The 12,033-nt window shown below is 69.6% G+C and carries 9 protein-coding genes; 3 read left to right on the plus strand and 6 right to left on the minus strand.

Going from position 1 to position 12,033, the window contains the following annotated elements:
- Positions 1-2: 2 nt before the first annotated feature.
- The 3 genes from ACN9MP_RS09435 to ileS are packed head-to-tail and all read right to left on the minus strand — an operon-like array spanning position 3 to position 5,175.
- On the minus strand, positions 3-410 hold the full coding sequence (locus ACN9MP_RS09435) for a DUF4233 domain-containing protein (RefSeq protein WP_426319626.1): 408 nt from the start codon (positions 408-410) through the stop codon (positions 3-5).
- Positions 398-1,756, minus strand: coding sequence for a bifunctional folylpolyglutamate synthase/dihydrofolate synthase (locus ACN9MP_RS09440; protein WP_426319628.1), 1,359 nt, complete (start codon positions 1,754-1,756; stop codon positions 398-400). The genes ACN9MP_RS09435 and ACN9MP_RS09440 overlap by 13 nt, the downstream gene beginning before the upstream one ends.
- Complete coding sequence (gene ileS, locus ACN9MP_RS09445) at positions 1,753-5,175, minus strand: isoleucine--tRNA ligase (protein ID WP_426319630.1); 3,423 nt, start codon at positions 5,173-5,175, stop codon at positions 1,753-1,755. Before ileS ends, ACN9MP_RS09440 begins: the two co-directional genes overlap by 4 nt.
- A 306-nt stretch (positions 5,176-5,481) precedes the next feature.
- On the opposite strand from ileS, the gene ACN9MP_RS09450 reads away from it, so the two are divergent.
- The 3 genes from ACN9MP_RS09450 (at position 5,482) to ACN9MP_RS09460 (ending at position 9,818) form a co-directional block, all read left to right on the plus strand.
- On the plus strand, positions 5,482-6,819 hold the full coding sequence (locus tag ACN9MP_RS09450) for an MFS transporter (protein ID WP_426319632.1): 1,338 nt from the start codon (positions 5,482-5,484) through the stop codon (positions 6,817-6,819).
- 130 nt (positions 6,820-6,949) lie between these two features.
- Positions 6,950-9,568, plus strand: coding sequence for a valine--tRNA ligase (gene valS / locus ACN9MP_RS09455; protein ID WP_426319634.1), 2,619 nt, complete (start codon positions 6,950-6,952; stop codon positions 9,566-9,568).
- Position 9,569: 1 nt separating this feature from the next.
- On the plus strand, positions 9,570-9,818 hold the full coding sequence (locus ACN9MP_RS09460) for a hypothetical protein (protein WP_426319636.1): 249 nt from the start codon (positions 9,570-9,572) through the stop codon (positions 9,816-9,818).
- Positions 9,819-9,829: 11 nt separating this feature from the next.
- Here the strand turns inward: ACN9MP_RS09460 and ACN9MP_RS09465 are convergent, their stop codons facing one another.
- The 3 genes from ACN9MP_RS09465 to ACN9MP_RS09475 are packed head-to-tail and all read right to left on the minus strand — an operon-like array spanning position 9,830 to position 11,972.
- Complete coding sequence (locus ACN9MP_RS09465; protein WP_426319638.1) at positions 9,830-11,110, minus strand: MFS transporter; 1,281 nt, start codon at positions 11,108-11,110, stop codon at positions 9,830-9,832.
- Entirely contained in the window at positions 11,107-11,337 is a 231-nt protein-coding gene (locus ACN9MP_RS09470) for a hypothetical protein (RefSeq protein ID WP_426319640.1), read from the minus strand. The genes ACN9MP_RS09465 and ACN9MP_RS09470 overlap by 4 nt, the downstream gene beginning before the upstream one ends.
- A complete protein-coding gene (locus ACN9MP_RS09475; protein ID WP_426319642.1) occupies positions 11,334-11,972 on the minus strand; it encodes an ArsR/SmtB family transcription factor in 639 nt (212 codons plus the stop codon). Before ACN9MP_RS09475 ends, ACN9MP_RS09470 begins: the two co-directional genes overlap by 4 nt.
- Positions 11,973-12,033 lie beyond the last annotated feature (61 nt).

Consider the following 12,033-nt stretch of genomic DNA (forward strand, 5'->3'; position numbering starts at 1 on the left):
GATCAGGGGGTCGGGGGCTCCGCCGCCAGGCGCGCATTGCGCCGGTCGAGAGCGGCCCCCTTGATCGTCGCATAACCGTACATGCCGCCGAAAATGACGGCGACGATCGCGAGCGCCGGCACCAGGAAGGCTCCGAGCGCCACGACCGCCTGCAGCGCCCAGCCGAGCACGATCCCCCACCGGTAGCGCAGGAAGCGCGTGGTGAGGATCATCAGCACAGCCACGACGGACCCCGCCACGATGCCCCACCACGGCTCGATCGACGCCGGAAGGGCCTTGAGGCCGTAGATGACGAGGCCGGCGAGGAAGGCCACCAGGGACTCGAACCCGAGCACGATCGTACCCAGCGACTCCGCAGCGCCACGGGGGCGACGCGCCCTCGGCTGCTGCTCGACGGTCACTCGCTCCACCCGTTCTTCCACTCCTCCGCCTCGGCCAGGGCGAGCGCCTCCCCGGCGAGCACGACCGAGCCGGCGATCACGACGGCGCGCCGATCGGATGCCGCCGCCCAGGCGCGCGCCGCATCGGCGGCGTCGCTCAGGTCACGGTGGACCGACACGCGGACGTCCTGCGCCTCGGCGAGATCGGCGATCGCATCGGCGTCTTCGGCCCGCTCCGAGTCGGGAGCGGTGGCGAACACGTGCGCGGCCGCAGGGGCGATCTCGGCGACGATCCCGGCGGCGTCCTTGTCGGAGAGCACGCCGAGGACGACACCCCACTCGTCGAAGTCGAACGCCTCCCGAAGCGCGTTCACCAGCGCCCTGGCGCCGTGGGGATTGTGCGCGGCGTCGACGAGCACCGTCGGACTCGTGCCCACCAGCTGGAGTCGCCCGGGCGACGTGACACCGCCGAGGCCTTCCGCGAGGACGTCACCGGCGATGGGCTGAGAGCCGCCGCCGACGAGCGACTCCACCGCCGCGATGGCGAGGGCCGCGTTGAAGCCCTGGTGCCCGCCGTAGAGCGGCAGGTACTCGTCCTCGTACGTGGCCGCCAGCCCGCGCACCGTGATCTGCTGTCCCCCGACCGCCAGGCGCTGCTCGGCGAGGGCGAAGTCGGCGCCCTCGAACGCGATGGTCGCCCCGTGCGCGGCTGCGGCCGTGCGCAGCACCGCCTCGGCGGCAGCATCCTGCCGGGCCGAAACGACTGCCGCGCCGTCCTTGATGATGCCGCTCTTCACGGTCGCGATCTCGCCGATGGTGTCGCCCAGCCGGTCGGCATGGTCGAGGTCGATCGGTGCGAACACCGCGACGTCGCCGTCGGCGGTGTTCGTGGAGTCCCACGAGCCGCCCATCCCGACCTCGAGCACGAGCACGTCGATCGGGGCATCGGCGAAGGCGACGAAGGCCAGCACCGTGAGGAGCTCGAAGAAGGTCAGCGGCGCGTCGCCGGCAGCCGTCAGCTCGGCGTCGACGAGGTCGACGAACGGCGCGACCTCGTCCCACGCGTCCGCCACCGCCGCGTCATCGATCGGCTCGCCGTCGACCATGATGCGCTCGGTGAAGCGCTCGAGGTGCGGACTCGTGAACAGCCCCGTGCGCAGGCCGTGGGCGCGCACGAGGCTCTCGATCATCCGGCTCGTCGAGGTCTTGCCGTTCGTGCCGGTCACGTGCACGACGCGGTACGTCTTCTGCGGGTCGTCGAGCAGCTCGAGCACTCTGCGGGTGCGCTCGACGCGGGGCTGCACCCACCGCTCGCCCTGCCGCTCCAGCAGCATTTCGTAGACGGCGTCCGCGCGGCGGCGATCCCGATCGCTCATGCCCGCACCCCCGTCCGTCCGACGCCTACGGTGAATGCGCCGCGGTTGGCGTAGGTGCCCGCATCGATCACGGTCTCGTACTCGAGGGGCGTGCCGCCGTTGCCCGCGACCACGAGATCGCCCGCTCGGGTGCTCACCGAGTGCGCGACGGCCAGGGTCTCACCCGCCACGTCGGCGACGCTGAACGCCGAGGCGACCGCCTCGCCGTCTGCGGGCTCATCGAATCGCAGCGTGAGTCGGATGCGGTCGCTGACGTCGAAGCCTGCTGCCTTGCGCGTGTCCTGCACGGCGCGGATCACGTCGCGGGCCAGTCCCTCGGCCTCCAGCTCCGGCGTGGTGGTCGTGTCGAGCAGCACGAAGCCGTCGCCCGCGAGCAAGGCGATCGCCGTGCCTTCGGAGACCCCGCCGGCTTCGAGCGTCAGGTCGTACTCCCCCGGCTCGAGAGCGATCCCGTCGACGACCACGACGCCGTCCCGTTCCTCCCAGACGCCGGCCTTCGCCCCGGCGATCACGTGCTGCACCTGCTTGCCCAGGCGCGGACCGGCGGCCCGCGCGTTCACGCCGAGGCGCTTGCTGATGCCGTAGCGCTCCGACACATCGTCGCCGAGTTCGATCAACTCGACCGACTTCACGTTGAGCTCGTCGCGCAGGATGCCCTCGAACTGCCCGAGGGACGCGGCATCCGGAACCGCCACCGTGAGGGTCGGAAGCGGCAGCCGCACGCGACGGCCCTCCTTCTTGCGCAGGGCGTTGGCGACGCTGGATGCCTCGCGCACGGCGTCCATCGCCGCGCGGATGTCGTCGGCGGCCGGGAACGCGTCGGCATCGGGCCAGTCCTGCAGGTGCACGCTGCGGCCGCCGGTGAGCCCCTGCCAGATCTTCTCCCCCACCAGCGGGATGAGCGGAGCGGCCACGCGGGTCAGCGTCTCGAGGACCGTGTAGAGCGTGTCGAACGCCTCGCGGCTCTTCGGATCGTCGGACACGCCCACCCAGAACCGGTCCCGCGAACGGCGGATGTACCAGTTGGTCAGCGCCTCGGCGAAGTCGCGGAGCTTCGCGGCCGCCAGCGTCGAGTCGAGCGCATCCAGGTCGGCCGCGACCTCGCGCACGAGGTCGCCGGTGAGAGCCAGGATGTAGCGGTCGAGCACGTCGGTGGAGTCGGTGCGCCACGACGCCTGGTACCCGCCCGTGGCGTCGGTCCCTGAGCCCGTCGAAGGGTCGCCCGCGGCGTTGGCGTAGGTGGCGAAGAAGTACCAGGCGTTCCACAGCGGGAGCAGGAACTCTCGCACCCCGGCGCGGATGCCCTCCTCGGTCACGATCAGATTGCCGCCGCGCAGCACGGAGCTCGACATCAGGAACCAGCGCATCGCGTCGGAGCCGTCGCGGTCGAACACCTCGCTGACGTCCGGGTAGTTGCGCAGCGACTTCGACATCTTCTGGCCGTCGCTGCCCAGCACGATGCCGTGGCACGACACCCCCGTGAAGGCTGGTCGGTCGAACAGCGCGGTCGACAGCACGTGCATGACGTAGAACCAGCCGCGGGTCTGCCCGATGTACTCGACGATGAAGTCCGCAGGAGAGTGCTCGTCGAACCACTGCTGGTTCTCGAACGGGTAGTGCACCTGCGCATACGGCATCGAGCCCGAGTCGAACCACACGTCGAACACGTCCTCGATACGGCGCATCGTGCTCTTGCCGGTCGGGTCGTCGGGGTTCGGTCGGGTCAGGTCGTCGATGAACGGACGGTGGAGGTCCACCTCGCCCTCCGCGTCGCGCGGCAGCCGGCCGAAGTCGCGCTCGATCTCGTCCAGCGAACCGTAGACGTCGACGCGCGGGTGCTCCGGATCATCGCTCTTCCACACCGGGATGGGCGAGCCCCAATACCGGTTGCGGCTGATCGACCAGTCGCGCGCGCCCTCGAGCCATCTGCCGAACTGGCCGTGCTTGACGTTCTCGGGCACCCACGTGATCTGCTCGTTGCCGGCGATCATGCGGTCCTTGATCTCGGTCACGCGCACGAACCAGCTCGACACCGCGCGGTAGATGAGCGGATTGCGGCAGCGCCAGCAGTGGGGGTACGAGTGCTCGTAGCTCGCCTCGCGAAGCAGGCGCCCTTCCTGCCGCAGCAGGCGGATGAGCGGGCGGTTCGCATCCATCCACAGCTCACCCGCGACGTCGGTGACCTGCGGGAGGAACCGCCCGCCGTCGTCGAGGCTCATGATGAGCGGGATGCCGGCGGCCTCGGTGACCCGCTGGTCGTCCTCACCGAACGCCGGGGCCTGGTGCACGATGCCGGTGCCGTCGCCGGTGGTCACGTAGTCGTCGACCAGGATCCGCCACGCGTTCTGCGTGCCCCAGATCGAAGAGTCCGCGTAGTAGTCGAAGAGCCGGTCGTACGCGACGTCCGCCAGGTCCGCTCCGACCACGACCTGCTGGACGGCCTCGCGTGCGGCCTCGGCCGACTCGTAGCCGAGGTCCTTCGCATAGCCGGCGAGGAGCTCTTCGGCGAGGAGGTAGCGGTGGGACTCGGCCTCGGCGCGCTCGTCGTCGCGGTGCACGTCGGCGGCGCCGTTCGGTCCTCCGGGCACGACCACGTAGCGGATGTCGGGCCCGACGGCGAGTGCGAGGTTCGTCGGCAGCGTCCACGGCGTCGTCGTCCACGCCAGTGCGCGGACGGCCGTGAGGCCGAGAGCCTCCGCCTTCGCGCCGACGAGCGGGAACGTGACCGTGACGGACGGGTCCTGCCGCATCTTGTAGACATCGTCGTCCATGCGCAGCTCGTGCGCCGACAGCGGCGTCTCGTCGCGCCAGCAGTAGGGCAGCACGCGGTACCCCTCGTACGCGAGGCCCTTGTCGTAGATGGTCTTGAACGCCCACAGGACGGACTCCATGTACGTGAGGTCGAGTGTCTTGTACCCGCGCTCGAAGTCCACCCAGCGCGCCTGGCGGGTGACGTAGTCCTCCCACTCGCGGGTGTACGCGAGCACCGACTCCCGCGACTTGGCGTTGAAGGTGGCGATGCCCATCGCCTCGATCTCGCTCTTCTCGGTGATGCCGAGCTGCTTCATCGCCTCGAGCTCGGCCGGCAGGCCGTGGGTGTCCCACCCGAACACGCGGTCGACCTTCTTGCCGCGCATCGTCTGGAAGCGGGGGAAGACGTCCTTGGCGTAGCCGGTGAGGAGGTGGCCGTAGTGCGGAAGACCGTTCGCGAAGGGCGGCCCGTCGTAGAAGACCCACTCGTCGGCGCCCTCACGCTGCTCGATGGAGGCACGGAAGGTCTGGTCGGCCTCCCAGAACGCGAGTATCTCGCGCTCGATGTCGGGGAAGCGCGGGCTCGGAACGACGGCATTCACACCGGTCGCCGAGCTGGTCGAAGGGTCGGCCGCGGGGCCGAAGGCCGAGGGGCGGGGATAGGTCATCTTCTCTCGCAGGTGCTCGCTCGTGTGCTTCCTGCGGGGACGATCCTGCTGGACCGCGGTACCACCCTGCATTGACGCTCGGCCCGTCGACAGGCTCAGGGACCGAGGCGCCCTCTCTCACTGCGGCTGTGACGGGCCTGCCCCGCTCGGTTCTACTGAGGGCGTCACTTCGTGGCGTCCTGTTCTTCCGAGAGCTCCCCGGTGATGGCCGGATCCGCGCTGGTCAGACGAGTCTACCGCGGCGGTGCAAGAGGGAATGCGGGAGCGTGGGCCGCGGTTTCTGGACTCGTGCCAAGATTGACGTCCGTGACCGCTGCCTCCCCCGCATCCGCCCCCTCGTTCGAGACCGTCCCCACGCGCCGCGTGGCCTGGGCCTCGATGGTGGGCACCTCGCTCGAGTCTTTCGACTTCTACCTCTTCGCGTACTTCTCGGCGTTCTTCGTAGGGCCGCTCTTCTTCGACCCGCTCGGCGAGTTCGGCGCGACGAGCGCAGCGTTCCTGACGATCGCCCTCGCGTTCGTGGTGCGGCCCATCGGAGCCGTGATCTTCGGCTACATGGGTGACCGGGTCGGGCGGCGCGCGACTCTGCTGTGGACGGTCGCCATCATGGGGGTCGCCACCGGGCTCATCGGCCTCCTGCCGACCTACGCGCAGGCGGGCTGGCTCGGCGCTGTCCTCCTGATCCTGCTGCGCATCGTGCAGGGGCTGTCGCTCGGCGGCGAGTGGGGCGGATCGATCCTCATCGCGACCGAGAACTCCGGGCCCGTCAAGCGTGCGTTCTACGCCGCCATCCCCCAGCTCGGCTCGCCCGTCGGCTCGATCCTGTCGGCCGCTGTCTTCCTCGTCCTCACTGCCGTGCTGCCCGCCGAGCAGATCGCCGAGTGGGGATGGCGCGTACCGTTCCTACTCGCCCTGCCGCTGCTCCTCGTCTCCCTGTACCTCCGCTGGTCGATCTCCGAGACGCCCGTGTTCGAGGGCGTGGTCGCGCAGGGACGGCGCGACCGAATCCCGTTCGTGTCGATGTTCTCCCAGCGGTCCGGCGCGATGGCGATCGCGATCGGAGCGGCGCTCCTCGGCATCGGCTCGTACTCGCTCATGAACACCTACACGGTGAACTACGGCGTCGAGCAGCTGGGCTTCAGCTTCCAGGACCTGCTGGTCGCGACGACGGTGGGCGGTCTGCTGCAGCTCGTCACGATTCCGCTGTTCGGTGCGTGGGCCAGCCGTGTCGGTTCGGCGAACGTCGTGGTGTGGGGCGCGCTCGGCACCCTTCTCATCACGTTCCCGATGTACTTCCTGCTCCAGTTCGCGACGTTCCCCATCCTCGTGGGAACGATGATCGTCGGCGGGATCCTCCCGACGATGGCCTGGGCGGCTCTCGGCGGACTCATGAACGACCTCTTCCCCGACCAGTTCCGCTACTCGGCTCTGTCGTTCGCGTACGCCCTCGCCGCCACCATCAGCGGCTTCGTGCCGTTCCTGACACTCAGCCTCGGGCAGGCGACCGGCTACGCGTGGTGGCACCCCGGTGTGATCCTGGCGATCATGTCGGTCATCACCCTGATCTCGGCGTGGCTGGCGTCGCGCCGCGCGGTCGAGCCGGAGCTCGCCACCGACCCGGCCACTGCGACCGCGAACGCCTGAGGCTGGACGGATGCCGCGGCCCGCGGCATCCGTCGTCCGGCCGTGTACGAACACCCCGGGTAGAATCGAGCGACATCCCACACTCAGGCACGCTCACACAGTGCCGCACATATCGCCCGAGGAGCTCTCCATGACCGACGCCCGCCCCGCACAGGGACAGATCCCCGACAAGCCCGCGCTGGAGGGCCTCGAAGACAAGTGGGATGCGGCATGGTCGGAGCGGGGCACGTACCTGTTCGATCGCGTCCGCGCCGCGGAGATCGGCCGCCCGGGCGTTTTCTCCGTCGACACTCCCCCGCCGACCGCGTCGGGAAGCCTGCACATCGGCCACGTCTTCTCGTTCACCCACACCGATCTCAAGGTGCGGTACGAGCGCATGCGAGGCAAGACCGTCTTCTATCCGATGGGATGGGACGACAACGGTCTGCCCACCGAGCGCCGCGTGCAGAACTACTACGGCGTGCGGTGCGACCCGTCGCTGCCGTACGTCCCGGACTTCACGCCGCCCTTCGAAGGCGGCGACAACAAGTCGAGCCGCGCCGCCGACCAGGTTCCGGTCAGCCGCCGGAACTTCATCGAGCTGTGCGAGAAGCTCACGGTGGAAGACGAGAAGCACTTCGAGGCGCTCTTCCGTCAGCTCGGTCTGAGCGTCGACTGGACGCAGACCTACCGCACCATCTCGGATGACACGATCCGCACGAGCCAGCTGGCGTTCCTGCGCAACCTGGAGCGCGGCGAGGCGTATCAGGACCTTGCGCCGACGATGTGGGACATCGACTTCCGCACCGCCGTCGCCCAGGCCGAACTCGAAGATCGCGAACAGCAGGCGTCCTTCCACACCATCGACTTCCCGTTCGCGGACGGCTCCGGCGCCATCACGATCGAGACCACTCGTCCCGAGCTGCTGCCCGCGTGCGTCGCCATCGTCACCCACCCGGAGGGACCCCACAAGCACCTCATCGGCACGAAGGTGCGCAGCCCGTTCTTCGGCTCCGAGATCGAGATCCACGGCCACCACCTCGCACAGCCGGACAAGGGCACGGGTGCGGCGATGGTCTGCACCTTCGGCGACGTGACCGACATCGTGTGGTGGCGCGAGCTGCGCACCACCGACGGCCGCCACCTGCCGAACATGACGACGATCGGCCTCGACGGCCGCTTCCTGCCCAAGGCGCCGTCGATCGTCGCGAGCGCCGACGCGGTCGCGTGGTATGAGGCCGAGATGGCGGGCAAGACGGTCTTCTCCGCCCGCAAGGTCCTGGTCGAGAAGCTGCAGGAGACCGGCGACATCATCGCCGTCGGCAAGCCGTTCAGCCACGCGGTGAAGTTCTTCGAGAAGGGCGACCGCCCGCTGGAGATCGTCTCGACGCGCCAGTGGTACATCCGCAACGGCGCCCGCGACGCAGAGCTGCGCGACAAGCTCATCGCACTCGGACGGCAGATGTCGTGGCATCCCGATTTCATGCGGGTCCGCTACGAGAACTGGACGAACGGGCTCACCGGCGACTGGCTCGTCTCGCGCCAGCGCTTCTTCGGGGTGCCGATCCCGCTCTGGTACGGACTCGACGAGAACGGCGAGCGCGACTATGACCGCGTGCTCACCCCCGACGCGACGTCGCTCCCCGTCGATCCGTCGACGGACGTCCCCCCGGGGTACACCGCCGACCAGCGCGGTGTCGCGGGCGGCTTCGACGGCGAGAACGACATCTTCGACACGTGGGCGACGTCTTCGCTGACGCCGCAGCTCGCGGGCGGGTGGGAGCGCGATCCCGAGCTGTGGAACCTCGTCGCACCCTTCGATGTGCGCCCGCAGGGTCAGGACATCATCCGGACCTGGCTGTTCTCGACAATGCTCCGCAGCGCACTGGAGGACGACCGCGCCCCGTGGACGGATGCCGCGATCTCCGGCTTCATCGTCGACCCCGATCGCAAGAAGATGTCGAAGTCGAAGGGCAACGTCGTCACGCCCGCCGACATCCTCGCGCAGCACGGCTCCGACGCGGTGCGGTATTGGGCGGCCTCGAGCCGGCTCGGCACCGACGCCGCCTTCGACCCGCAGAACCCGACGCAGATCAAGATCGGCCGCCGGCTCGCGATCAAGGTGCTCAACGCGGCGAAGTTCGTGCTGTCGTTCCCCGTCCCCGAGGGCGCGGAGGTGACGCATGCGCTGGACGCCTCGATGCTCGCCACGCTCCACGGCGTCGTGCGCGACGCGACGAAGGCGCTCGACAACTACGACCACGCCCGCGCGCTCGAGGTGACCGAGTCGTTCTTCTGGACGTTCTGCGACGACTACCTGGAGCTCGTCAAGGAGCGCGCGTACAACCAGACCGACGCCGGGCAGGCCTCTGCCGCCCTCGCACTGCGGCTCGCGCTGTCCGCACTGCTCCGCCTCCTCGCGCCGGTGCTCGCCTTCGCGACCGAGGAGGCCTGGTCGTGGTTCAACGAGGGCTCGGTGCACAACGCCCACTGGCCCGTCGCTCCGGAAGAGGAGTGGGGCGACCCCGCCGTGCTCGCTGCGGTGAGCGAGGCGCTCGTCGGAATCCGCCGCGCCAAGACCGAAGCCAAGGCATCGCAGAAGACGCCGGTCGCGTCGATGACCCTGCGAGCGGACGACGTCACGATCGCGAACCTGCGGCTCGCCGAGGGCGACCTGCGCGCGGTGGGGCGCATCGAGCAGCTCGAGCTGCTGGACGGCGGGAACGAGCTGGTCATCGACGCCGTCGAACTCAGCACCCAGGAGGCCTGACATGCAACTCGGCACGCGCTGGACCTCGGGCGACGAGCCTCCTCGGGCCGTTCCGGAGGCGCTTCGCTCCGGAATCCGCGCCGTCGACGCCACCATCCCCGTCGACCAGCTGGGTCAACCGCGACCGCGCTGGACGCTCACCTGGCTGGAGGGAAAGCCGATCGCAGAGCTCGACACCGGCGTGATCGTGTCGCTGGACGCGGACGGGAACGCGGTCGCCCGGAACGACCCGGAGGACGGCTTCGGGTGATCCGCCGGAGATCACTCCTCCGGTCCGGTGTGCGTCGACGCGTCGAGTAGCAGCCGGAACGCGAACGCCGTCGCGATCAGCGTGACCCCCGCCGCGATCAGGAACGGCAGCCGGAGGTCGAGGCGCGCCACCCACCCGCCCAGGAGCGTGGCGAACGGGAAGATGCCCCACGTGACCGTGCGGCTCACGCCGAGCACGCGGCCGAAGAGGTGCCCGGGAACGATCGCCTGGCGCAGTGCGCCCCACGGAACGTTCCAGACCGATACCGCTGCGGCCAGGAGACTGTACGCGATCGTGCCGCTGATGGCCTCTGGCGCGGCCCATACGCCGGCAAGGCCGAGCGCTGCGACGACATTGGCGGCCGCCATGACCCTTCCGCGCCCGAAACGCGTCACGAGCGACGCCGCGACGAGCGAGCCGGCCAGGCCGCCCAGCCCGATTCCCGCCGTCACCACGCCGATGGCGGCCGGCGCCACACCGTGCACGTCGAGGAAATAGAGGAACACGGGCGCCTGCGCGAAGGCGAAGGCAGATCCGACGATCGAGGTGAAGACGACCATCGAGCGCAGGAATCGGTGGTTCCACAGGTAGGCGAGCGCCTCGCGCACCGACGCCCTCGGCCGAGGGGCTGTGATGGCAGCATCCGTCTCGTCGCGCAGCGGCCGCGCCGCCGACAGCGGCAGCAGGACGGCGAGCACGATCGGAACGAGGTATCCGGCCGCGCCGACCCACAGCGGCAGCGCGAGCGAGACCGCGAACAGCACGCCGCCGATGGGCGATGCGATGAAGTTGTCGATGGTGATCTGCGCGGCCTGCATCCAGCCGTTGGCACGGTCGAGTGAGGGACGGGCAACGAGGCTCGGAACGATGGAGTTCGTCGCGTTGTCGAAGAGCGTCTCGCCGAGACCGAACACGAGCACGCCGGCGAACAGCCACCAGATGCTCAGCTGGCCCGTGATGGTGAGCGACGCCAGCCCCACCGCGGCGACGCCGCGAAGGGCGTTGGCGATCGCCATGACCGCGCGGCGGTCGTATCGGTCGACGATCATGCCGGCGGGCAGCCCGAACACGAGCCACGGCAGGAACGCGAGGGCTGCGGTCGCCGACACCAGGAGGGGGTCGCGGGTGAGGGTGGTGGCGATGAGCGGCACGGCGACGCGCCCGACGCCGTCCGCCAGGTTGCTGAACGCCGCGGCCGTCCAGAGCTTGCCGAAATCGCGGCCGAGCGGGGCGGTGCGGGCTCTCCCCGACGGCGTCCCCGAGCGCTCCCGAGACCCGGTGCTCACGCTCACCGCGGCAGCAACCCGGCGTACGCGAGTGCCTCGGCGTTGCGGCGGGCGCCGCTCGCCTCGTCCTGCGCGATCAGGGCGCGGCGCCGCTGAGCGCCGTCGCGCCGCCGGACCCGGGCGATCGTGTAGGCCTCGACGGCGGACGCCGCGCGCAGAAGTGCGCGATCGAATGCCGTGGCGGATGCCTCGAACCGGTGTGCCGAGAGTTCGTCAGCGCTGATGGCGGTCATGGTTGTTCTCCTCGTTCCGGCAGCGGGAAGAGGTCGGCCCGGATGGTGACGGGCCGGACGTTCTCGCCGGTCTGATTGCGGTGGTTCTCGACGGTCTCGTCGATCAGGGCCATGATCCTCAGCGAGAGCTCCTTGCTCTGCTCCGGGGTGAGGCGGGCAGTAGCGGTGGAGATCAGCGTCCCCTCGCGCCACAGCTCGTCCTCGCCGTCGATGCCCCGGTTCACGAAGTCGAGCAGCTGGTCGTTGCGGTTGCGCAGGAACTCGTTCATGACGACCTGGGTCGCAGCGCGACCGGCGGGTGTGGCGACGGATGCCGGGCTGCCGAACGACACGCCTCCCACGGGGCGCTCCCACCACCGCTCTCGTCCGCTACCGCGTCCGGGCGCCTCGCGGATGAGATCATGCTTCGCCAGTGCCCGCAGGTGGTAGCTCGTCGAGCCGCTGGATTCTCCCAGGCGCTCGGCGAGCGAACTCGCCGTCTGCGGACCGTACTGGCTGAGGATGTCGTAGATCTTGACCCGCAGCGGGTGAGCCAGTGCACGCAGGGCGCCGGTGTCGAGCACCCGGTCCTTGCTGTGGTGCTCCTGCGTGCGGGCTACCGCATCCTGCCCGTCGTTCGTCTCCTTCGCCGCCATGGCACGAGAGTAGCAATGCAAAGGAATCTTTGCAACACTCTCTTTGCAAAGGTTCCGTGGC

The sequence above is a fragment of the Microbacterium sp. E-13 genome, from assembly GCF_049912955.1.
Lineage (GTDB): Bacteria > Actinomycetota > Actinomycetes > Actinomycetales > Microbacteriaceae > Microbacterium.